General features: G+C 72.5%; 21 protein-coding genes and 2 pseudogenes. 12 read left to right on the top strand and 11 right to left on the bottom strand.

What is annotated here, in order from left to right:
• Positions 1–6: 6 nt before the first annotated feature.
• From AB0B41_RS36395 to AB0B41_RS36375, 5 genes are read left to right on the top strand one after another with little or no spacing between them, the layout of a single operon-like run.
• A complete protein-coding gene (locus AB0B41_RS36395) occupies positions 7–288 on the top strand; it encodes a sarcosine oxidase subunit delta (protein ID WP_358211586.1) in 282 nt (93 codons plus the stop codon).
• Positions 285–2,561 (top strand): glycine cleavage T C-terminal barrel domain-containing protein, encoded by a 2,277-nt coding sequence (locus AB0B41_RS36390; protein ID WP_358211584.1) that lies wholly within the window; start codon positions 285–287, stop codon positions 2,559–2,561. Before AB0B41_RS36395 ends, AB0B41_RS36390 begins: the two co-directional genes overlap by 4 nt.
• Positions 2,554–2,943: a hypothetical protein gene (locus AB0B41_RS36385; protein WP_358211583.1), complete on the top strand. Its 390-nt coding sequence runs from the start codon at positions 2,554–2,556 to the stop codon at positions 2,941–2,943. The genes AB0B41_RS36390 and AB0B41_RS36385 overlap by 8 nt, the downstream gene beginning before the upstream one ends.
• Before the next feature lie 13 nt (positions 2,944–2,956).
• Entirely contained in the window at positions 2,957–5,425 is a 2,469-nt protein-coding gene (locus AB0B41_RS36380; protein ID WP_358211582.1) for an FAD-dependent oxidoreductase, read from the top strand.
• Between the two features lie 20 nt (positions 5,426–5,445).
• The gene (locus tag AB0B41_RS36375; RefSeq protein WP_358211581.1) at positions 5,446–6,066 is read left to right on the top strand and encodes a cyclodeaminase/cyclohydrolase family protein; all 621 of its coding nucleotides are present in this window, start codon (positions 5,446–5,448) and stop codon (positions 6,064–6,066) included.
• An 88-nt stretch (positions 6,067–6,154) separates the two neighbouring features.
• On the opposite strand, the gene AB0B41_RS36370 is transcribed toward AB0B41_RS36375, so the two are convergent.
• The gene (locus AB0B41_RS36370; protein WP_358211580.1) at positions 6,155–6,820 is read right to left on the bottom strand and encodes a GntR family transcriptional regulator; all 666 of its coding nucleotides are present in this window, start codon (positions 6,818–6,820) and stop codon (positions 6,155–6,157) included.
• Between the two features lie 170 nt (positions 6,821–6,990).
• On the opposite strand from AB0B41_RS36370, the gene purU reads away from it, so the two are divergent.
• The gene (gene purU, locus AB0B41_RS36365; protein WP_358211585.1) at positions 6,991–7,839 is read left to right on the top strand and encodes a formyltetrahydrofolate deformylase; all 849 of its coding nucleotides are present in this window, start codon (positions 6,991–6,993) and stop codon (positions 7,837–7,839) included.
• A 179-nt stretch (positions 7,840–8,018) separates the two neighbouring features.
• On the opposite strand, the gene AB0B41_RS36360 is transcribed toward purU, so the two are convergent.
• Positions 8,019–9,467, bottom strand: coding sequence for an MFS transporter (locus AB0B41_RS36360; RefSeq protein WP_358211579.1), 1,449 nt, complete (start codon positions 9,465–9,467; stop codon positions 8,019–8,021).
• A 142-nt stretch (positions 9,468–9,609) separates the two neighbouring features.
• Complete coding sequence (locus tag AB0B41_RS36355; RefSeq protein ID WP_358211577.1) at positions 9,610–10,386, bottom strand: IclR family transcriptional regulator; 777 nt, start codon at positions 10,384–10,386, stop codon at positions 9,610–9,612.
• A gap of 122 nt (positions 10,387–10,508) precedes the next feature.
• On the opposite strand from AB0B41_RS36355, the gene AB0B41_RS36350 reads away from it, so the two are divergent.
• The 4 genes from AB0B41_RS36350 to AB0B41_RS36335 all read left to right on the top strand — a co-directional run bounded on the left by AB0B41_RS36350 (position 10,509) and on the right by AB0B41_RS36335 (position 15,168).
• On the top strand, positions 10,509–10,871 hold the full coding sequence (locus AB0B41_RS36350; RefSeq protein WP_358211575.1) for a bifunctional 3-phenylpropionate/cinnamic acid dioxygenase ferredoxin subunit: 363 nt from the start codon (positions 10,509–10,511) through the stop codon (positions 10,869–10,871).
• Positions 10,871–12,046, top strand: coding sequence for an FAD-dependent oxidoreductase (locus tag AB0B41_RS36345; protein ID WP_358211573.1), 1,176 nt, complete (start codon positions 10,871–10,873; stop codon positions 12,044–12,046). The genes AB0B41_RS36350 and AB0B41_RS36345 overlap by 1 nt, the downstream gene beginning before the upstream one ends.
• Positions 12,047–12,080: 34 nt before the next feature.
• Positions 12,081–13,217, top strand: coding sequence for an aromatic ring-hydroxylating dioxygenase subunit alpha (locus AB0B41_RS36340; protein WP_358211571.1), 1,137 nt, complete (start codon positions 12,081–12,083; stop codon positions 13,215–13,217).
• Positions 13,218–13,389: 172 nt separating this feature from the next.
• The gene (locus tag AB0B41_RS36335; RefSeq protein WP_358211569.1) at positions 13,390–15,168 is read left to right on the top strand and encodes a BCCT family transporter; all 1,779 of its coding nucleotides are present in this window, start codon (positions 13,390–13,392) and stop codon (positions 15,166–15,168) included.
• A 31-nt stretch (positions 15,169–15,199) separates the two neighbouring features.
• Here the strand turns inward: AB0B41_RS36335 and AB0B41_RS36330 are convergent, their stop codons facing one another.
• From AB0B41_RS36330 to AB0B41_RS36320, 3 genes and pseudogenes are all read right to left on the bottom strand, one after another.
• A complete protein-coding gene (locus AB0B41_RS36330) occupies positions 15,200–15,355 on the bottom strand; it encodes a hypothetical protein (protein WP_358211567.1) in 156 nt (51 codons plus the stop codon).
• Between the two features lie 17 nt (positions 15,356–15,372).
• Positions 15,373–15,639, bottom strand: a pseudogene (locus AB0B41_RS36325) (LysR substrate-binding domain-containing protein); the annotation flags it as partial.
• The gene (locus AB0B41_RS36320; protein ID WP_358211565.1) at positions 15,636–15,977 is read right to left on the bottom strand and encodes a LysR substrate-binding domain-containing protein; all 342 of its coding nucleotides are present in this window, start codon (positions 15,975–15,977) and stop codon (positions 15,636–15,638) included. The pseudogene AB0B41_RS36325 and the gene AB0B41_RS36320, both read right to left, overlap by 4 nt.
• Before the next feature lie 42 nt (positions 15,978–16,019).
• Between AB0B41_RS36320 and AB0B41_RS36315 the strand changes: the two genes are divergently transcribed.
• Entirely contained in the window at positions 16,020–16,547 is a 528-nt protein-coding gene (locus AB0B41_RS36315; RefSeq protein ID WP_358211563.1) for a phosphonopyruvate decarboxylase, read from the top strand.
• The gene (locus AB0B41_RS36310) at positions 16,547–17,143 is read left to right on the top strand and encodes a thiamine pyrophosphate-dependent enzyme (RefSeq protein ID WP_358211562.1); all 597 of its coding nucleotides are present in this window, start codon (positions 16,547–16,549) and stop codon (positions 17,141–17,143) included. Before AB0B41_RS36315 ends, AB0B41_RS36310 begins: the two co-directional genes overlap by 1 nt.
• A gap of 58 nt (positions 17,144–17,201) precedes the next feature.
• Here the strand turns inward: AB0B41_RS36310 and AB0B41_RS36305 are convergent, their stop codons facing one another.
• The 5 genes and pseudogenes from AB0B41_RS36305 to AB0B41_RS36285 form a co-directional block, all read right to left on the bottom strand.
• Entirely contained in the window at positions 17,202–18,029 is an 828-nt protein-coding gene (locus AB0B41_RS36305) for an N-acyl homoserine lactonase family protein (RefSeq protein WP_358211560.1), read from the bottom strand.
• A pseudogene (locus AB0B41_RS36300) lies at positions 18,026–18,979 on the bottom strand (NAD(P)-dependent oxidoreductase); the annotation flags it as partial. The gene AB0B41_RS36305 and the pseudogene AB0B41_RS36300, both read right to left, overlap by 4 nt.
• A gap of 54 nt (positions 18,980–19,033) precedes the next feature.
• Positions 19,034–19,426 (bottom strand): cupin domain-containing protein, encoded by a 393-nt coding sequence (locus tag AB0B41_RS36295; protein ID WP_358211558.1) that lies wholly within the window; start codon positions 19,424–19,426, stop codon positions 19,034–19,036.
• Between the two features lie 31 nt (positions 19,427–19,457).
• On the bottom strand, positions 19,458–20,816 hold the full coding sequence (locus tag AB0B41_RS36290; RefSeq protein WP_358211556.1) for an MFS transporter: 1,359 nt from the start codon (positions 20,814–20,816) through the stop codon (positions 19,458–19,460).
• A 64-nt stretch (positions 20,817–20,880) separates the two neighbouring features.
• Positions 20,881–22,125, bottom strand: a complete 1,245-nt coding sequence (locus AB0B41_RS36285; protein ID WP_358211554.1) for an alpha/beta hydrolase — start codon at positions 22,123–22,125, stop codon at positions 20,881–20,883.
• Between the last annotated feature and the right edge of the window lie 174 nt (positions 22,126–22,299).

The following is a 22,299-nucleotide window of genomic DNA, read 5'->3' as shown; positions in this document are numbered from 1 at the left end:
TCCCCGATGCAGTTGATCCACTGCCCCTGGTGCGGCCCCCGCGAGGAGGTCGAGTTCTGCTACGGCGGCCAGGCCCACCTCGCCTACCCGGACGATCCGGCCGCGCTGTCCGACCAGCAGTGGGCCCGGTTCGTGTTCTTCCGGGACAACCCCAAGGGGCCCTTCGCCGAACGCTGGAGCCACAGCGCCGGGTGCCGGCGCTGGTTCAACGCCGTCCGCGACACCCGCAGCTACCACTTCCTCGCCACCTACACGATCGGCGACCCCCGCCCGGAGGTGACCTCGTGAGCAGCGCCGACAGCCGTGTCGACGGGTACGGCCGCATCGACCGCACCCGCACCCTGACCTTCACCTTCGACGGGCAGGAGTACACCGGCCACCCCGGCGACACCCTGGCGTCGGCGCTGCTGGCGAACGGGGTCCGCCGCATCGCGACCAGCGTGAAGCGGGTGCACCGGATCCGGGCGGAGCAGGTCGTCGTGGCCACCGGCGCGCACGAACGGCCGATCGTGGTCACCGACAACGACCGGCCCGGGATCATGCTCGCCGCGTCGGCGCGCGACTACCTGCACCGGTACGGCGTGCTTGCGGGCCGCCAGATCGTCGTCTTCACCAGCGACGACGCCGCGTACTCCGCCGCGGCCGACCTCGCCGCGGCGGATGACGCGGTCACCGTGGTCGACGCCCGCACGGACGTGCCGGCCGTGGCCGCCGGGTGCGTGCGCCGGCGGATCCCGGTGCACGGCGGCGTCATGGTCGTCGGGACCACGGGGGAGGAGCGGATCCGGCAGGTGCAGCTCGCCGCCCCCGGCGAGCAGCCCTGGACCCTGCCCTGCGACCTGCTGCTCGTCTCCGGCGGCTGGAACCCGACGGCCCACCTGTTCAGCCACGTCAAGGGCGCGCTCCCCTACGACCCCGCGCTCGGCGCCTTCCGCCCGGGCGAGACGCTGCCCGGCGTCAGCGTGATCGGTGCCGCCAACGGCACCCTGGACCTGGCCGGGTGCCTGCGCGAGGGGGCGGGCGGCGACGCGCCGAGCACCGCCGCCGAGCCGGAGCGCCTGCCGACCCAGGTGCTCTGGCGCACCGCGGGCGACGCGGACCGCCAGTTCGTGGACATCCAGCGGGACGCGACCGAGGCCGACATCGCCCGGGCCGTGGGCGCGGGCATCCGCTCGGTCGAGCACGTCAAGCGGTACACCACCATCGGCACCGCGCACGACCAGGGCAAGACCTCCGGGGTGATCGCGTCGGGGATCACCGCGGACATCCTCGGCACGACCGTGGACGCATTGGGCACCACGACCTTCCGCCCGCCCTACACCCCGGTCGCGTTCGCCGCGCTGGCCGGCCGCGAGCGCGGACGGCTGTTCGACCCGGTGCGCACCACGGCCCTGCACGACTGGCACGTCGCGGCGGGTGCGGAGTTCGAGGACGTCGGGCAGTGGAAGCGCGCCCGGCACTACCCGCGCCCCGGCGAGGACATGGAGGCCGCGGTGCTGCGCGAGTGCGCGGCCGTCCGTGCCGGCGTGGGCATCCTCGACGGCTCCACCCTCGGCAAGATCGACGTCCAGGGCCCGGACGCCGCGGTGCTGCTCGACCGCGTCTACACGAACATGATGAGCAGCCTGAAGGTCGGACGCGCGCGCTACGGCGTGATGTGCGGCAACGACGGCATGGTCATCGACGACGGCACCGTGCTGCGCCTGGCCGAGGACCGCTTCCTGGTCACGACCACCACCGGCGGCGCGGCGCCGATCCTCGACCACCTCGAGGAGTGGGTGCAGACCGAGTGGCCGGAGCTGCGCGTGCACCTCGCCTCGGTCACCGAGCAGTGGGCGGTCTTCCCGGTCGTCGGGCCGCGCTCACGCGACGTCCTCGGCGAGGTGTTCCCCGGCCTCGACGTGTCGAACGAGGCGTTCCCGTTCATGTCGTGGCGGGACACCGAGCTCGACGGCGTCCCGGTGCGGATCGCGCGCATCTCCTTCTCCGGCGAGCTCGCCTACGAGGTCGATGTCAACTCCTGGTACGCGCGGTCGTTGTGGCTGCGGCTGCTCGACGCCGGGGCGCCGTACGGCATCACCCCGTACGGCACCGAGACGATGCACGTGCTGCGCGCCGAGAAGGGCTACCCGATCATCGGGCAGGACACCGACGGCACGGTCACCCCGCAGGACCTGGGCATGGAGTGGGCGGTGTCGAAGAAGAAGCCGGACTTCGTGGGCAAGCGGTCGTTCGCCCGCCCGGCGAACCACGATCCGCTGCGCAAGCAGCTGGTGTCGCTGCTGCCCACGGACGCGCGGACGAAGCTGCCGGAGGGCTCGCAGATCGTCGAGTTCCGCGCGGACGGCGTGGTTCCCCCGCCGCCGGTGCCCATGCTCGGGCACGTCACTTCCAGCTACCACAGCGCCGAGCTCGGCAGGCCGTTCGCGTTGGCCCTGGTCAAGGGCGGACGCGCCCGCGTCGGCGATGTCGTGCACGTCCCCGTCGCGGGTGTGCTCGTGCCCGCCGAGATCGGCTCGTCCGTGCTCGTCGACCCGGAAGGAACCCGTCGCGATGGGTGAGCGCACCCTGTTCCGCACGCACCCGCTCGCGGACCGGATCCCGGCGCTGGACGCCGCGGAGACGGAGGGCCTGCGCATCGAGGCCGAGGCCGGGGTCGCCGCGGTGGACCTGCGCGTCGACCCGACCGGGCCGGGGGTCGACGCCGCCGCGCGGGCGCTCGGCCCGCGGCTGCCCACGCAGCCGAACACCTGGAAGCGCACCCACGACGGGCAGGCCGTCTGGCTGGGCCCGGACGAATCGTGCGGCCCTCCTTCGCCGGCCACCTGGCCGACTGGCTGCTCGACGCCGCCCTCGAGTTCCGTACCGACCCGGCCGCCGCCCCGACTCCCGCCGCCTTCCCCTGACGCACCACCGTCGCGGTCGCCGACGACCGCCACGTGAGGAGAGACCCAGCATGAGCACCACCCCCCGCGTCGTCATCATCGGAGCCGGGATCGTCGGGGCGAACCTGGCCGACGAGCTCACCCAGCGCGGCTGGGACCAGGTCACCGTCCTGGACCAGGGGCCGCTGCCGCTGACCGGCGGCTCGACCTCGCACGCGCCCGGCCTCGTCTACCAGACCACCGCGTCGAAGACGATGACCGAGTTCGCCACCTACACCGTCGAGAAGTTCCTGGGCCTGGACGTCGACGGGGCGTGGTGCTTCAACCAGGTCGGCGGGCTGGAGGTCGCCACCACCCCCGAGCGGCTGGCCGACCTGCACCGCAAGCAGGGCTGGGCCACCTCCTGGGGGGTGCCCGGTGAGGTGGTCGGGCCCGAGGAGTGCGTGCGGCTGCATCCGCTGCTCGACCGGGACCAGGTCCTCGGCGGCTTCCACACCCCGACCGACGGCTTGGCGAAGGCAGCCCGCGTGGTGGTGGCCGTGGCGCGGCGGGCCGAGGCCCGCGGTGCGGTGTTCCAGGGCTCCACCCGCGTCGTCGGGATCAACCGGTCCGGCGGCCGGGTCACCGGCGTGCGGACCGACAAGGGCGAGGTGCCTGCGGACATCGTGGTGTCCTGCGGCGGCTTCTGGGGCCGGGAGCTCGGGAAGCTGGTCGGGATGCGGGTGCCGCTGCTGCCGCTGGCCCACCAGTACGTGCGGACCGGGCAGGTCGGCGACCTCGTCGGGCGCAACGACGACCTGGTCGAGGCCCGCCTGCCGATCCTGCGCCACCAGGACCGGGACCTGTACTACCGCGAGCACAACGACTGCCTCGGCATCGGCTCCTACGCCCACCGCCCGATGCCCGTGCGCATCGGCGACCTCCCCGAGGTCGAGGACGACGACATGGGCGAGGCCGCCATGCCGTCGATGCTGCCGTTCACCGAGGAGGACTTCGCCCCCTCCTGGGAGCACAGCAGGCAGCTGCTGCCGTCCCTGCGGGACGCGAAGATCGAGACCGGGTTCAACGGGATCTTCTCCTTCACCCCGGACGGCGGCCCGCTGATCGGCGAGTCTCCGGACGTCGCCGGGTTCTGGATCGCCGAGGCGGTCTGGGTGACCCACTCCGCCGGCGTCGCCCGCTCCGTCGCCCAGCTGCTCGTCGACGGCCGCAGCGAGATCGACCTGCACGGCTGCGACGTGGCCCGCTTCGACGAGATCGAGACGACGGACGCCTATGTCGACGAGACCGCGCAACGGAACTTCGAGGAGATCTACGACGTGGTGCACCCCCTGCAGCCCAAGCTCTCCCCGCGCGGCCTGCGGGTCAGCCCGTTCCACGCCCGGCAGAAGGAGCTGGGGGCGTTCTTCCTGGAGTCGCACGCCTGGGAGCGTCCGCACTGGTACGAGGCCAACGCCCCGCTGGTCAAGGAGCTGCCCGCCGAGTGGCAGCCGCCGGGCCGGGACGCCTGGTCGGCGATGTTCCACTCGCCGATCGCCGCGGTGGAGGCGTGGAAGACCCGCACCGCGGTGGCGCTCTACGACATGACCCCGCTCACCCGGCTCGAGGTCTCCGGGCCCGGGGCGGTCGCGTTCCTGGAGCGGCTGACGACCGGGACGACGGACAAGTCCGTCGGCTCGGTCACCTACACCCTCGCGCTCGACGAGGCCGGTGGGATTCGCGGTGACCTCACCGTCGCCCGCCTCGGCGAGGACCTGTTCCAGGTCGGCGCCAACGGGCACCTCGACCTCGACCATCTCCGCCGGCAGGCCCCGCGCGACCACAGCGTGCAGATCCGCGACATCACCGGCGGCACCTGCTGCATCGGGGTGTGGGGGCCGCTGGCCCGCGACCTGGTCCAGCCGCTCTCCGAGGACGACCTGTCGAACGAGGGGCTGAAGTACTTCCGCGCGAAGGCCGCGCACATCGCCGGCATCCCGGTCACCGCGATGCGGCTGTCGTACGTCGGCGAGCTGGGCTGGGAGATCTACACCGGTGCCCAGTACGGGCAGAAGCTGTGGGACGTGCTGTGGGAGGCCGGGCGGCCCCTCGGCGCCGTCGCCGCCGGCCGGGCCGCGTTCACCAGCCTCCGGCTGGAGAGGGGCTACCGCGCCTGGGGCGCGGACATGACCACCGAGCACAACCCGTACGAGGCCGGGGTCGGCTTCGCGGTGCGCCCGCAGAAGGGTGAGTTCGTGGGCCGCGCCGCGCTCGAGGGAGTCTCCGCCGACACCGTCACCCGCCGGCTCACCTGCCTGACCGTCGACGACGGCCGCAGCGTCGTGCTGGGCCACGAGCCGGTGTTCCTCGACGGCCGGCCGGCGGGCTACGTCACCTCCGCCGCGTTCGGGCACACCGTCGGCACGCCCGTCGCCTACGCCTGGCTGCCCGCCGTCGAGATCGGCACGTCTGTTGAGATCCAGTACTTCGGCCGCCGGGTGCGCGCGACCGTGGCCGCCGAGCCGCTGGTCGACCCCGACATGACCCGCATCCGCCGCTGACCGCCCGAGGACGGAACCCCATGCGCACGGACACCCTCGACGAGTTCCTGCAGGCCCTCGCCGCTCGCGTGCCGGCCCCCGGCGGCGGCGCGAGCGCCGCGCTGCAGGCCGCACAGGCCGCGGCCCTCGTCGGCATGGTCGCCCGCTACAGCGACGGCCCGAGACCGGCCGACCACGCCGCCGTCGTCATCGCCGTCCGCGACGACTCCGACGCGTGCCGCCTGTGCGCGCTGGACCTCGCCGAACAGGACACCGCTTTGTTCGGCGCGGTCGCCGACGCCTACGGGCTGCCGCGGTCGACCGGGCAGGAGAAGGCCGCCCGGTCCCTGGCGATCGCGGCCGCGCTGATCGAGGCGGGCCGCGTCCCCGCCCAGGTCGTCGCGCTGGCCGAGCGGATCGTCGGGCTGGCCGAGCGGCTGCTCCCGGTCGGCAACCCCAACGTCGTCAGCGACGTGGCGGCGGCCGCGGACGCCGCCCGAGCGGCGGCGTCCACCGCCCGCGTCAACGTCGAGATCAACCTCGCCGGCATCGCCGATGCCGCCGCGCGCACGGAGCTCACCGACGCCCTCGGCGGCGTCGACGACCTCCTCACCCGCGCCGACAAGGTCACCGCCGCCGTCCGGGAGCAGATCCTCCGATGACGGCGCGGCGCGCGGGTGGCGCGGGTGCACGACATGGCCGCGACCGCGGACGCGCCGGCGATCCTCGCCGCCCTGGGCCGAGCGGGCGTCAGATGATCGCCCGCACGGCCTTCTCGAAGCCGAGGACGTGCTCGCGGGCCAGGTCCTCGGCCGCCGGGCCGTCCTGACCGGCGATCGCGCGCAGCAGCCCGACGTGCTCGCCGACGTGCCGGTCGAACTCCGGCATGCGGTCCAGGAAGAGGCAGAAGATCCGGGTCGCGAGGTTGTTGTAGCGCACCAGGGTGTCCTCGAGGTGGGGGTTGCCCGCCGCGTGGTAGATCGCGCGGTGCACGCGCAGGTCCCAGCGCATCAGCTCGCTGCGCCCGAGCGTGCGCACGTCGAGCTGCTCGGTGTCGTCCGCCAGCCGGGCCAGCTCGGTGCGCACGGCCGGCCCGGCGGTCTCGGCCGCCCGGCGCGCGGCGAGCGGCTCGAGCTGCTCGCGGATCTCCGAGATGTACGCGAGGTCGGTGATGTCCACGCCGGTAGCGAAGGTGCCTCGGCGGGGGTAGGAGATCACGAGCCGGTCCAGCTCGAGCCGCTTGAGCGCCTCGCGCACGGGGGTGCGGCCGACGCCGATCGTGCGCACCAGCTCGGCGTCGTCGAGCGGGGCCATCGGCGGGATCTCGAGCATGATCAGCCGGTCCTGGATCGCGGTGTACGCGCGGTCGGCGAACGACAGCGAGCTCGGCTCGCCGTCCTGGGGCGCAGCGGTCACGATCGGGAGTCTATTCGCCTGACATCCCGTCGGCGAACACGCCGAACTCATCAGCGATACCTCTTGTCCATCACTGATATACCAATCTAGTATCTGGGCTCCCGACGATGTGACCCGGTGGGCTGGCCCTCGACGTCGTGGAGTGCTGATTCGACATGCTGGAGACCCCCGTGACCCGCTCGTTCACCCTCACCCTGAGCTGCCCGAACCGCACCGGCATCGTCCGCGCCGTCAGCGCCTACCTGTTCGAGCACGGCTGCGACATCAGCGAGTACCAGCAGTTCGACGACTCGGTCCGGTCCCGATTGTTCCTGCGCACCCGGTTCACGGCGGACACCGGCGTCGACCTCGACGCCATGGCCCGCGGCTTCGAGCCCGTCGCCGCCGACTTCGGGATGGACTTCACCTTCTCGCCGGCCGAGCCCGTGCGGACCCTGGTCATGGTGTCCAAGCTCGGGCACTGCCTCAACGACCTGATCTTCCGCTGGCGGGCCGGCAGCCTCGGCGCCGAGATCGTCGCGGTCGTGTCCAACCACGACGACCTGCGCCCGATGGCGGAGGCCGCCGGGCTGCCGTACGTCCACGTCCCGGTCACGCCCGAGACCAAGTCCGAGGCCGAGGCCCGGCTGCTGAAGCTCGTCGACGAGTACGAGGCCGAGCTCGTCGTGCTGGCCCGGTACATGCAGGTCCTGTCCGACCAGACCTGCAAGGCCCTGTACGGGCGGGCGATCAACATCCACCACTCGTTCCTGCCCGGATTCAAGGGCGCCAAGCCCTACCACCAGGCCTACGACCGCGGGGTCAAGCTCGTCGGTGCCACGGCCCACTACGTCACGCCGGACCTCGACGAGGGGCCGATCATCGAGCAGGAGGTCATCCGCATCGACCACACCTACGACCCCACGGCCCTGCAGACGGTCGGCCGCGACGCCGAGGCCCTGGCTCTGTCGCGCGCTGTGCGCTGGCACTGCGAGCGGCGGGTCCTGCTCAGCGGGCACAGCACCGTCGTCTTCCGCTGAGGTCGACTCGTCGCGGCCTGCCCGTGAGTGGCGACAGTCGCTATGGCGACCATCGCCACTCACGAGGCCGGCACTGCCCACAGACCGCGCGCCAGTCGAGGATCACGAAGTCACCGGGGGCGACGGACCTTCTGCGACGACTCGGTACTCCACTTCGTGGTTCGGGGGCAGGTCGGGTCTCACCCCCGGCGTTCGGACCGGGGAGGGTTCTCGAGGGGTACGCCCTCCGGCGAGAGGACGGGTGCAAGGAGGTCGGCGCTGGACCGCAGCGGCGCGGCCCCCGCGAGCGGCCGGCCGGCCGACTCCCGCAGGAACCAGGTGCTGACGAGCCCGACGACGCCGGCACCGACGAGGTAGTAGCCGGGCCAGTCGAGGTTGCCGGTGGCGGCGACGGCCGCACCGATCGCCGTGGGCGCCGTCCCGGCGAACGTCGAGACGAACACGTTGAAGACGATCGCCAGACTCCCGTACCGGATCAGCGTCGGGAACAGCGCGGGCAGGGTCGACGGCGTCACCGCGGCGAAGCAGAGCAGGGTCGCGCCCATGATGAGGAGGCCGGCGATCTGCCCGCCGAGGCCGTGACGGAGCAGCCACACGGCGGGTAGCCCCAGCACGACGAGCGCCGCGCTCCCGGCGAAGAGGATCGGCTTGCGGCCGATCCGGTCGCTCAGGCGGCCCACCGGCAGGATCACGCACAGCAACAGCAGCATCACGACGACCTGCAGCCCGGTGGACAGCGCCTCGCTGGTCCCGCTCTCGCCGACCCGCGGCAACGTGCCGGTCAGATAGGTCGGCACGTAGTTCGTCAGCACGTAGTTGGTGACGTTCCAGGCGACGACGAGCCCCGCCCCGACCAACGCCGCGGAGCGGTACCGGGTGATCAGGATCTGGAAGGCCCGGCGCGGGGACATCGTCGAGATCGCGGGCGAGCGCTCCAGGAGCTGGCGGAACGCCGGCGTCTCCTCCAACCGCATCCGCAGGTAGATGCCGGTGATCCCGAGCGGGAGCGCCAGCATGAACGGCAACCGCCAGCCCCACGACAGCAGGTCGTCCGAGGGCAGCAGCGCGATGAGAACGGCCGAGGTGCCCGCGCCGAGGGTGTAGCCGACCAGGGTGCCGAACTCCAGCCAGCTGCCGAAGAAGCCGCGGCGCCGGTCGGGGGAGTACTCGGCGACCAGGGTGAGCGCGCCCGTGTACTCGCCGCCCGCGGAGAAGCCCTGCAGCATGCGGAGGAACAACACGATCAGCGGAGCGGCGACGCCGATCGCCGCGTGACCGGGGACCAGGCCGAGCAGGACCGTCGCGACGGCCATCATCAGGACGGTGGCCGAGAGGACCTTCGTCCGGCCGATCCGGTCGCCGAGCGGGCCGAACACCAGACCGCCGAGCGGGCGGACCAGGAACGCGGCCGCGAAGGCCCCGAGGGTGAGGACGGGGGCCCAGTCGCCGGCGTCGGGGAAGAAGACCCGGTCGAGCGCCACGGCGGCCAGGTAGGAGTAGATCCCGAAGTCGTACCACTCGGCGACGTTGCCGACCGCGGCTGCCTTGGTCGCGCGACGGACCGTCGTCTCGTCCTCGATGACGGGCGGTCCGACCGAGACGAACCGGTCCTCGGGCACACCGGTCATGACATCCCCCCTCGGCACGGGACGCAGGGCACGGACGGACAGCGACGCAACATGATCCGCCTTGATCGTCGTGGAGGAGGAACTGATATATCTATTGACCGTAAAAGATGTGTCACACGGGGTCAACCCTCGGGCCCGGGATTCAGGGACCGACGAGCTCCTGGAGTCGCGCGGTGATCGCCGCGGCCGCGTGGGCCAGGGCCCGCGCGGCCGACGGGAAGTCGGTGGGGTCGAGCGCGCCGCTGCGCCCGGACACGCTGAGGGTCCCGGCGAGCTGCCCGCTCGCCCCGTGCAGCCCCACGGCGACCGCGTTCAGGTCGACCTCGAGCTCGCCGTGCGTCGCCGCCCACCCGCGCTCGCGCACCTCGTCGAGGTCGGCGAGGAGCGCGGCGCGGTCGACCAGCGTGTGCTCGGTGAAGCGGGTGCGGGGCCGGTCGAGGGCCTCCTGCAGGGCGTCGGGGCCGAATCCGGCGAGCAGCACCTTGCCGCCGGCCGTCGCGTAGAGCGGCGACCGCAACCCGATCCAGTTGCGGTCGGTGGGTGGCTCCTGCACGACGACCGTCGCGTGCGAACCCTCCAGCACGCTGACGCTCACCGTGCCGGACAGCTCGGCGGCCAGTCGCGCGCAGATCGGCCTGCTCTCCGCGGCGATGTCGAGCTGGGCCGCGGTCGCCCCGGCGAGTCGCACGATCCCGAATCCGAGCCGGTACTTGCCGCGGGTGCCGGTGCGCTCGACGAGCCGGTGCTTCTCGAGCGCGGCGAGCAGGCGCGACGCCGTGGACTTGTGGATTCCCAGCTCGCGGGCCACTTCGGTGGTGCCGGACGGACCTCGGCGCGCGAGCAGCGGCAGGATGGCGAGGGCGCGATCGACCGCCTGTGTCGCGGACCGCTGTTCCGCAGAAACATTCTTGTTGCGCATTCTGCAACTCCGGAGCCGGTTGTCGACGAACGTGGCGACGCCGATTGACGGTGCCAGTGAAGGATCTCATCCTCGTGTTGCGAATCGCATGACGTGTTCCGCGATAGGCAACAGGAGCAAGGATGATCTATGTTGGCGCGGCCTCGGACATCCCCGACGGTGAAGCGGCTCGGGTACAGGGCGAGGTGAGCATCGCCGTCTTCCACGTCGACGGCGCTCTCTACGCGATCGACGACACCTGCACCCACCAGGACGCCTCGCTGTCCGACGGGTGGGTCGAGGGGTGTGCGGTCGAGTGCCCGCTGCACGCCGCCTGCTTCGACCTGCGCACCGGGAGGCCCAGCGGGCCACCGGCCAAGAAGCCCGTCCGCACCCATCGGGTGGTCGTCTCGGACGGGCACGTCTGGGTCGAGGAGTCGGTGGAGGTCGAGACCGGGGCCCGGCCCGGCGTACGCGTCGGCGCGGTGGCGGCGGAGGTCGCCTGATGCGCACCGTCACCGTCGTCGGGGCCTCGCTCGCCGGCCTCGCGGCCGCCCGCGCCCTGCGCGCCGAGGGGTTCGACGGAAGGATCGTCGTGGTCGGCGACGAGGAACACGCACCCTACGACCGGCCGCCGCTGTCCAAGGAGTTCCTCTCCGGCGCACTCTCGACCGAGGACCTCGCGCTGACGACCCCCGAGGACGCCGAGCTCGCCGCCGACTGGCGGCTCGGTCACCGGGCCGTCGCGCTCGACACCGCGGAGCGCACCGTCGTGCTCGACGACGGCGAGCGGATCGCCACCGACGGCGTCGTCCTGGCCACCGGGGCCCGGGCCCGGGCACTGCCGGGACCGGTGCCGGCGGGCGTGCACACGCTGCGCACCCTCGACGACGCGGTCGCCCTGCGGTCCGAGCTGGTCCCCGGCGCGCGGATGATCGTCGTCGGGGCGGGGTTCATCGGGTCGGAGATCGCCTCGACCGCGGTGGGCCTCGGCGTCGAGGTCGACGTCGTCGAGGCCGCGGCCGTCCCCCTCGAGCGCCCGCTGGGCGCGGAGATGGGCCGGGTCTGCGCCGGCCTGCACGCCGCCGCGGGCGTCCGGCTGCACACCGGGTGCGGGGTCGCCGAGATCGTCGGGTCGCCCCGCGTGCGCGCGGTCCGGCTGACGGACGGCCGGGAGCTGCCCGCCGACGTCGTCGTGGTCGGGATCGGGGCGATCCCGAACGTCGAGTGGCTCGAGGGCTCGGGCGTGACGCTCGACGACGGGGTCGTGACCGACGCGCAGGGCGCCACGTCGACACCCGGCGTCGTCGCGGTGGGGGACTGCGCGAACGCGCACCGCGGCTACACCGGATCCATGCTCCGGCTGGAGCACTGGACGAACGCGGTGCAGCAGCCGGTCGGCGCCGTCGCGGCGCTGTTCGGCCGGGTGCACACCCCGGCGCCGCACCACGAGGTGCCGTACTTCTGGTCCGACCAGTACGGACGCCGGATCCAGTTCGCCGGTCACCGCACGCCCGGTTGCCGCGTCGAGGTCCTGGAGGGCGACCCCGCCGAGGCGGACTTCCTCGCCCGGTACCTCGACCCGTCCGGGACGTCGGTCGCCGTGCTCGGCGTCGACCGCCCCCGCTCGTTCGGCCGGATGCGCCGCCGGCTCGGCCCCCGTCCCGCCGCCACCCACTGACGCCCGCCGCCTCGCCACCCGTGAAAGGACTCCAGTGAGCACCGTCGAGATCCCCGGACAGCAGTCCGCCGGTAGCCTGATCCCGACCCTGCCCGGTTCGCACTACACCGACCCCGCGATCTTCGAGCTCGAGCAGTCGCGGATCTTCGGGACCAGGTGGTTCGCCGCCGCCCGCAGCAGCGACCTCGCGAAGCCCGGCAGCTTCCGCAAGGTCGAGGTCGGCGGGGAGAGCGTGCTGCTGGTCCGCGGGCGGGACCGCGGGGTCCGGGCCTTCCTCAACGTGTGCCGGCACCGCGGCGCCCAGCTCTGCGTCGAGCCCGAGGGCTCGCTCCGCAACAAGATCCAGTGCCCGTACCACGCCTGGACGTACGGCCTCGACGGCGCGCTGATCGCGGCCCCGAACCTGAACTCGATGGCGGACGTGAACCGCGACGAGCTCGGCCTGCACACGGTCACCCTGCGGGAGTGGCTCGGCACGATCTGGATCTGCCTCGCCGACGAGCCGCCCTCCTTCGCCGACACGGTCGAGGCCGCCGTGACCGCCCGCCTCGGCGACCCCGCCGCGATCGACCGCTGGGCGATCGACACCCTCGCCGTCGGCCGCCGGATCACCTACGGCGTCAAGGCGAACTGGAAGCTGATCGTCGAGAACTTCATGGAGTGCTACCACTGCGCGACGATCCACCCGGAGCTCACCGAGGTGCTCCCGGAGTTCGCCGACGGCTACGCCGCCCAGTACTACGTCGGCCACGGGGCCGCGTTCGGCGACGACGTCAGCGGCTTCACCGTCGACGGCGGTGCCGGCTTCGAGCCGATCGCCGGCGTCGACGCCGACCACGACCGGCGCTACTACGCGATCACCGTGAACCCGCAGGTCTTCATCAACCTGGTGCCCGACCACGTGATCTTCCACCGCATGTACCCCGTGGCGGCGGACCGCACCGTCGTCGAGTGCGACTGGCTCTACCCGCAGGAGGTCCTGGACAGCGGGCGCGACCTGGACCGCTCCGTCGAGCTGTTCCACCGCGTCAACCAGCAGGACTTCGACGCCTGCGAGCGCACCCAGCCCGCGATGTCGTCCCGGGCCTACGCCGCCGGCGGCGTGCTGGTGCCCAGCGAGCACCACATCGCCGAGTTCCGCGACTGGGTCGCCGCCGCGATCGGGCACTGACACACCCACCGGCCGGCCGTGGCGCCGCCGCGGCCGGCCGTCACCTCCCGAACCCGTTCGCGCAGGTGACCGGCCTCGACGCCGGGGCGCCCGATGCCCCGGACGGTGGTCGACCCGGCCTCCTCCCGCGCGGACGATGACGCACCGCACTCCCGACGAAGGGACGCAAGCGATGACAGTCAAGGAACCTGCGACCGGGACGGGCACCGGCACCGGCGCGAGCCCCGACGAGCCGGAGGTCGTGACCACGTCCGGCACGGGCACGGCCGATCGGCGGCATCCGACCGACCGCGTCGTGTTCGGGGTCGCGGCGCTGCTCGTCCTGGCCTTCATCGTCTGGGGTATCGCCGGGACGGAGAGCCTCTCCGCGGTCTCGGGTGCGGTGCTGTCCGGGATCATGGGCGCCGGCGGGTGGTTCTTCATCCTCGCGGCCAGCGGCTTCGTCGTGTTCGCGCTCTGGCTGGCGATCAGCCGCTACGGCCGGATCCCGCTCGGGTGCGACGGCGAGGCGCCGGAGTTCCGCACGAGCTCGTGGGTCGCGATGATGTTCTCCGCGGGGATGGGCATCGGGCTGATGTTCTTCGGCGTGGCCGAGCCCCTGTCGTTCTTCACCACGCCGCCACCGGACACCGCGCCGGCCGGGACCCCGGCGGCGCTCGACGTGGCGATGGCGACCACGCTCTTCCACTGGACCCTGCACCCGTGGGCGATCTACGCCGTGGTCGGTCTCGCGATCGCCTACGGCACCTTCCGCCGCGGCCGCAGCCAGCTGATCTCGGCCGCGTTCGCCCCGCTGCTGGGCACCCGGCGCACCGAGGGCGGGCTCGGCAAGGCGATCGACATCTTCGCGATCTTCGCGACCCTGTTCGGCTCCGCCGCGTCCCTGGGCCTGGGCGCCCTGCAGATCGGCGGCGGGCTCGCCGCGCTGGGGTGGATGGACAACCCGGGCACCGGGCTGCTCGTCGCGGTCATCGCGGTGCTCACCGTCGCGTTCATCGCGTCGGCGGTGAGCGGCGTGGCCAAGGGCATCCAGTACCTGAGCAACATCAACATGGTGCTGGCGGCGTTCCTGGCGTTCTTCGTCTTCGTCGTCGGTCCGACCGTGCTGATCCTCAACCTGCTGCCCGGCAGCATCGGCCACTACCTGGCCGACCTCGCGTCGATGGCCGCCCGGACCGGCGCCGACGGCCCGGCGACGGCCGAGTGGCTGCAGAGCTGGACGGTCTTCTACTGGGCCTGGTGGATCTCTTGGACGCCGTTCGTCGGGATGTTCATCGCCCGCATCAGCCGCGGCCGTACGATCCGGCAGTTCATCGCGGGCGTCATCCTGATCCCCAGCGTGGTCTCGCTGGTCTGGTTCGCGATCTTCGGCGGCGCGGCGATCTCGGCGCAGCAGGCCGGGCAGGACCTGGCCTCGGGCGGGCAGGAGGAGAAGCTCTTCGGGCTGCTCCAGTCCTTCCCGCTCGGCACGGTGCTCAGCGTCGTCGCGATGCTGCTCGTCGCGATCTTCTTCGTCTCCGGCGCCGACGCGGCCTCGGTCGTGATGGGCACGATCTCGCAGAAGGGCTCCATCGAGCCCGGCCGCGGCATCGTGATCTTCTGGGGCACGGTGATGGGCGCCATCGCCGCGATCATGCTGCTGGTCGGCGGGGACGACGCCCTGACCGGCATCCAGAACATCACGATCATCATGGCGCTGCCGTTCGTGATCATCATGGTGCTGCTCTGCGTGTCGGTGTGGAAGGACCTGCGCTCCGACCCCTTGATCCGCCGGTCGGTCCGGGCGGGGGAGGCCGTGGAGCAGGCCGTGGACTACGGCATGAAGGCCCACGACGGCGACTTCATCCTCAACGTCAAACCGAAGTCGATGGCCGACGGCGCCGAGCAGGCGGAGGCCCGGGGCGGGCACACCATCCTGCCGGGCGAGCCCGGCCCCACCTTCGGCAACTGAGTCGCTGCCCCCTGCCCTCCGGCGGTCGGCGTCAGGCTGATCTGACCCGGCGCCGGCGCACCGGCGCCCGGTCGCCGATCCACTGCGCGAGGGGCCACGACCCGGAGGCGGCAGCCTCGCCCACCACCTCGCGCACGATGTCCGCCACCGCGTGGACCGCGGGGGCGAGGTGCCGGGTGCTGGGCACCGCGAGGACCAGGCGGCGGCGCAGGCCTCGTCGGCGAGGGGGGCGGCGGTGAGCCGACCGGCCCGGACGTCGTCGATCACCGCGGGCACCGGCAGCACCCTGTGCCCGACACCCGCGACCACCAGCCTGGTCTGCACCTGCATCGAGTTCGTCTCGGCGGAGATGGTGAGCGTCGACCCCGACCGCGCGGCCGCACGCTCGACCATGCTGCGCAGGGCGTGCAGTGCGCTCGGCAGGACCAGCGGGTGCTGGGCGAGCGCGGTAGGCGGGACCGGCTCCGTCATGCGCAGCCGGCGTCCGGCGGTCCGACGGCCCACAGCGGCTCCTCGACGAGGTCGTGGACGTCGACGGCGACGGCCGGGCGGACGTCGTAGAGCAGGCCGAGGTCGATCTCGGCGGAGTCGATCCACCCGGCGAGATGGCCCGCGTAGCCGGTGGTGATCCGAAGCTGCACAGCGGGGTGGGTCGCCCGCACGCGGAGGACGACCGCCTCGGCGAGCCGGTCGAGGCTCGGCAGCAGGCCGACCGTGACGTGGCCGTGCGGCTCCGTGCGGGCCGGCCCGATCTCGGCGCGGGCCTGAGGTCCATCATCACCGCGCCTGCGATCCGGGTATGCCGACATTCTAGTGGTCGTGCCAGCACATCAGCGCTGATGATGACGGGCATGACCACCGTCGACCACCCCTGGCAGAAGGACGTGTTCGACGTCCTCAAGCAGGGAGACATCAGGCAGATCGCTTTCGTGCCGGACGCGGGCCACTCGTACACGCTCAGCGCCGCGCGCAGCGACCCGGACATGACCGACGTCGTCCTCACCACCGAGGAGGAGGGCGTCGGCGTGGTCGCGGGCGCCTGGCTCGGCGGGCAGCGGGCCGCCCTGCTCGTGCAGAGCAGCGGCGTCGGCAACTGCGTGAACATGTTCTCGCTGCTCGAGGCCTGCCGCTTCCCGTTTCTCGCGTTGGTGACGATGCGCGGCGAGTACGCCGAGTTCAACCCGTGGCAGAGCCCGATGGGGCAGCGCACGCAGGGCGCGCTGGAGCTCATGGGCATCACCGTCCACCGCGCGGACCGGGCGGACGAGGTCGCCGAGATCGTCGGCGCCGCGCTGGACTCGACCTTCCTCGCGGGCGAGCGCAACGCGGTGCTGCTGAGCCAGAGCCTGATCGGGCGCAAGAAGTGGGAGGGCAAATGATGAGCACCGTGGAACGTGCCCGGATCGACCGCCGCGCCTTCGTCGCCGCGCTCGTGGCGGCCGTCCCCGCCGAGACCCTGTTCGTGACCGGTCTCGGCTCCCCGTCCTACGACCTGTTCGCCGCGGGCGACCGGGACCGCAACTTCTACCTCTGGGGCGCGATGGGCGGTGCCGTGCCGGTCGGCCTGGGCCTCGCGCTCGCCCAGCCCGACCTCCCGGTGGTCGTGCTGACCGGGGACGGCGAGCAGCTCATGGGGATCGGTTCCCTCGGGACGGTCGGTGCGCAGCAGCCCGCGAACCTCAGCGTGGTCGTGCTGGACAACGGGCACTTCGGCGAGACCGGGATGCAGCCGAGTCACACCAGTCTCGGGACCGATCTCGCGGCCGTCGCACGGGGCTTCGGGATCGCCGACTCCGTCCGGATCTCCGACCAGGACGGCGCGGCCGCGGTGGCCGGGCGGATCGCCGCGCGCCGGGGACCGACGTTCAGCCAGGTCCTCATCGACACCGACGAGCCGCAGCGCGCGCTGCCCGCCCGCGACGGGGTCCACGTCAAGAACCGGTTCCGGGCCGCGCTCGGGTTCGACACCTTCTAGGAGCCCGTGCCGCGGGTCGGCATCCGGATCGTCCCGTGGTCGGCGGGTGGCTCGACCACTACGCCGGCACCCCGACGTCCGCGGTCGGCGCGAGACGACCGGCACTCAGCAGCGCGACGTCCCCTTCGAGATCCGCGCGCGCCGCGGGGTACCGGGCCAGGACGAGCGGATCGTGACCCGGGACGATGTCGGCCGGGTCGTCGACGAGCGCGGGGAGGCGCCGGTCGTACATCTCGAGGAGGTGGTCCGGATCGTGCGTGACGGCGAAGACATGTCGCCTCGCCAGGTTGGCGTAGAAGTGCACGGCGTCGGAGGCCAGCACGAGCGGACCGCGTGCCGTGGCCACCCGCACCACCTGGGTGCCGCCGGTGTGGCCGCCGACGAGGTGCACGCTCAGGCCCGGGAAGAGCTCCTCGTCCTCGGCCGGGAAGCGCACCCGGCCGGCGTGCACCAGGCGGACCGCGTCCACGATCTCCTCGGCGGCGTAGGCGCTCGCCGTCGTCGGGTCGGCCATGTACCGCCCGACGACGAACTGCAGCTCGCGCTCCTGCAGGTGGAACCGGGCCCTCGGGAAGAGCCCGAGATTGCCGGCATGGTCGTAGTGCAGGTGGGTGAGGAGGACGTCGTCGACGCGGGCGGGGTCGACGCCCAGCACGGCCAGGCCGGTCCCGACCGAGTTCAGCACGCTCCGGCCGCGGCGGACGCCCTCCGCCGGTCCGAATCCCGTGTCGACGACGACGGTGCGCGCGGCCGACCGCACGACCCAGACGAAGTAGTCGATCGGCATCGGGCCGTCGCAGGCACACCCGCCGAGGAAGTTCTCCGATGCCCGGCGGTCCATGTAGCCGTACCGGACCGCGAAGACCTCGTAGGTCTCGCCGCTCACGACGCGTCCGGGCCGCCGGCGCGCACCTCGGCGCCCGCCCATCCCTCGACGAGTCGGGCGATGCTGGTGAAGTCGGACCCCGCGCCGAGCTGGTCCCGGGTCTGCCGCCACATCTGGTGCACCACCGAACCGACCCAGGTCGGGACCTGCAGACTCGCGGCCTCCTCGGCGAACAGTCCGAGGTCCTTCTCCATCAGTCCGGTGGCGAAGCCGAAGTCGAAGGTCCCGGGCAGGACCGACCGCGGGAACTTGTCCTGGGTCGCGCTGTTGCGGCCCGATCCGGCGTTGAGGACGTCGAGCATCGTCCGTGGATCCAGACCGGCCTTGGCCCCCACCACCATCGCCTCCGAGGTCGTGGCCAGTGCCGCCGCGGACAGGTAGTTGTTCACCAGCTTCATCGCCTGCCCGAGCCCCGCATCCGTGCCGACGTGGAAGACCGTCCCGAGGACGGAGAGCACCGGCTCCAGCGCGGCGAAGTCCTCGGGCGGAGCGGACACCATCACGGCGAGCGTGCCCTTCTCCGCACCGCTCGTGCCTCCGCTCACCGGGGCGTCGATCGAGGTCACGCTGCGCGGGCCGAGCTCCTCGGCGATCCGGCGGGCCGTGCGGGTGCCGGTGGTCGACAGCTCCACCACCTGCCGGACCGCGCTGCCGTGTGCGAGTCCGTCCGGCCCGAGCACGACGTCGAGCACGATCGCGGGGGTCGGCAGGCTGGTGAGGACCACCTCGGCACGGTCTGCGACCTCTCTGGCCGACGCCGCCGCCGTCGCTCCGAGGTCGGTCAACGCCGTGACCGCCTCGGCGTCGACGTCGTGGACGACGAGGTCGTGCCCGGCGTCGACGAGCCGGGTCGCCATTCGTGAACCCATCCGGCCGAGGCCGACGAATCCCAGTTCCATCTCGCTGTCCTCCGTCAGGGGTGCGGGCCGATCAGGTCGTAGGTGCTGTCGTTCACGAACGTCCTCGGCGTGGTCGAAGGGGCAGGTCGGGCGCGCGGAGGTGACTCACCACGACGCCTCCCGGACCGCGCGCTCGTACTCCTCGTCGGACACCTCGTGCAGCCAGTCGGTGGGGCCGAAGGAGTACGCGGTCTGGGTCAGCAGGCTGTCCGGGCCAGCCCCGTGCCAGTGCGCTTCGCCGGCCGGCGTCCAGACGCTCTGCCCCGCCTGGATCGGGCCGCCCAGCCCGTCCTGCCGGACGACGAAGCCGCTGCCGTGGGTGGCCACGATGAGCTGACCGCCGTCGTGCCGGTGCCAGTAGGTCCGGGCACGCGGGGCGAAGGCCACCAGGTTGACGGCGGGGTCGTCGCCGGAGATCGGATCGGCCCAGACCTCGCCGGTGAAGGTCCCGGTGCGGCGGACGCTGGGCTTCCCCGAGCGTCCCGGGATCAGATGCATGCGTGCGTGCTCCCTGTGAGGCGGTCCGGGATCAGGACCGTGTCGTCGCGTTGTCCGGGGTGGGAGTGGCGATCGGCCCGCGCTGCTCGCCCGGTCCCAGGTCACGCAGGCGCGTCTCCGGCAGCACACGCCACAGGACGACGGTGCAGACGAGGGCGACGCCCGCCATGTAGACGGCCGGGAGCCCCACCCCGGCGCCCGCCGCGGCGAGCGCGGCGGCGATCAGCGGGCCGGGACCCGCGATCAGCGCCGCACCGAGGTTGTAGCCGATCGCGCTGCCCGTGGAGCGCAGGTGAGCCGGGAACAGCTCGATGAGCATCACGGTCGTGGTGCTGTTGTGCATGGCCTCGAAGATCCCGAACAGCACCAGGCCGAGCACCGCGACGACCGGGTTGCCGGTTGCCATGAGCAGGAACGCGGGCACGGCGAACACGGCCAACCCGGCCCCACCGACCAGGGACAACGGCCGCCGGCCGACCCGGTCGGACAGGGCACCCATGACGGGGCACAGTGCCGCGTACAACAGCGCACCGACGGCGACGACGACCAGCGCCGCGAAGCGGTCCATCTTGACCGTGACCGTCAGGAAGGTCGTCACGTACGTCGCGATGTAGTAGAAGCCCAGCACCGTGATGGCGGACAGGGCGAAGGAGATCGCGACGTTGCGGCCCCCGCTGCGCCCGACCGCGCGGATCGGCGCGTCGGCGATGTCGCCGCGGGCCTTCAGCTCCTGGAACACCTCGGTGTCCTCCAGCTTCATGCGGAGGTAGAGGCCCACGAGGGTGAGCGGGAACGCGGCGAGGAACGGGATGCGCCAGCCCCAGCCGACGATGTCCTCGGGCGCGATCGTGGACTGGATGAGCAGGGCCGAGCCGGCGCCCACCGCGACGGCGAGGGCGGCCGTCATCGGGATGACGCTGGCGGTGACGCCGCGCCGGTTCGACGGCGCGCTCTCCACCAGGAACGCGGCCGACCCGGTCCACTCGCCACCCGCGCTGAAGCCCTGGACGCAGCGGAGCAGCACGAGCAGGACCGGCGCGGCGACGCCGATCGCGGCGTAGGACGGGAGCAGCGCGATGAGTGCGGTCGCGAGGCCCATGAGGACCACGGAGAGCATCAGCGCGAAGCGCCGGCCGCGGCGGTCGCCGATCGCGCCGATCACGAACCCGCCCACGGGCCGCATCAGGAAGGCGACGCCGTACACCGCCAGGGTGGACAGCAGCGACGCCGTGGGGCTGGAGCTCGGGAAGAAGTTCGTACCGATCGCCGTGGCGAAGAAGCCGTAGATGGCGAAGTCGAACCACTCCATGAAGTTCCCGACGCCGGCGGCGACGAGGCGCCGGCGACGGTCCGGACCGGCGGTACCGCTCCGGGTGACGGATGCTGACAAGGGACTCACCACTTCTCTGGGATGGCCTGGACGGCAGCGGGCGGCAGGTCCGCCGCCGGGTCGATCAGCGCTCGTACTTGTCGTGGAGCAGCGAGAGGACGGGGAAGAAGTACCCGGCGAAGCTGGTCGGGTCCTCGGACATGGGGAAGTGGCCCTTCCCCTCCATCTCGACGAGTTGTCCGCCCAGGCGCTCCGCGGCCGCGCGACTCATCTCGGTGGTGGCCGAGTAGTCGTACTCGCCGCTGAACACGTAGAGCGGGCAGCGGGCGGTGCCGAGGGACTCGGCCACCCGGGGCAGGTCCTGGGAGTAGAAGTAGGTATCGCCCTGGTAGACGCCGGGGCCGGACTGCGCGTAGCCCCACAGCGTCTGGGCGGCCGGGCCCGCGGGACTGGTGGGCGCGATCAGGCCGCCGACCCAGCTGGTCAGGAACAGCGAGTGGTCGACGTCCGTCCGGTTGGTCCAGTCGACGAACCGTGACGGGTTGCCGAGGCCGCCCTCCAGGGCGCACACGCCGGTGAACCGGTCGCCGTGCTCGGCGGCCAGGTACAGGGCGATCGCGCCACCCATCGAGCACCCGGCCAGCACCGGCCGCTCCAACCCCAGGCCGTCCGTGAACGCCAGCACCGTGGCGGCGTAGGTGGCGGTCGTGAGCCGGTAGGTCTGCCGCTGCCAGTCGGCGGGCGGCTCCGAGCGACCGTGCCAGGGCATGTCGAACGCGTAGACCGTCCATTCCGCGGTGAGCTCCGGGTCCTCCAGCAGGTACCGGAACTGCCGGGAGTCCGCGCCCGCGGTGTGCAGGCACACCAGCGGGGGTCCGGTGCCGGCCGACTCGAAGTACAGGCGCTGCGACCGGCCCTCGACCTCGATCGTGAGATAGCGGCCGACGACGGGGCTCAGCCCGGAGGCAGGCGCCGCGGGGTCCGGACGCCGCTGCGGGGCGGCTGTCACCGCGTCACGCAGGACGGCCAGGACGCGGTCGACGACGAGCGCGGCCCGTGCCCACACCGCCCGGTCCCCGCGGACCGGCGCACCACCGGAGGTCGCGACGAGCGCCTGGGCGGTCGTGAAGCCACGCGGGCACGGGGTGCTGCAGAAGGCGGTCCACTCGGACTCGCTCACCAGGAGCTCGAAGTCCCAGGCGTCGTTGATGCCGGTGGCGGGGACGACCTCGACCGTCGATCCCGTGGACCGCAGTCCGAAGGACAGGCCCGGCAGCTCGAACAGAGCGCTCCAGGCGCCGGTCGGTGGGAGACCTGCGAGCAGGGTGCCGAGGTCGAGGCCGTGCAGGTCGTCGGGGCTGATCGCCATGGGTTCTCCGTAAGGTTGTTGATGTTCGGGATGAGGTGTTCCGGACGCCCTTGACGGCGGGGTGTGGCTCGTGGGTTCTTGCCATGTGGTGGCTTCGGAGGCCTTCGACTACACCACCCGCTCGGCGTTGATCCTGGTGCGCGGCTACCAGACCCCGGCCGCGCTGCGCGCGCC

It is taken from the genome of Pseudonocardia sp. NPDC049154 (assembly GCF_040648315.1).
Classification (GTDB): domain Bacteria; phylum Actinomycetota; class Actinomycetes; order Mycobacteriales; family Pseudonocardiaceae; genus Pseudonocardia.
Note: the sequence above shows the minus strand (reverse complement) of the source record. Positions and strands in the feature narration are given on the sequence as shown.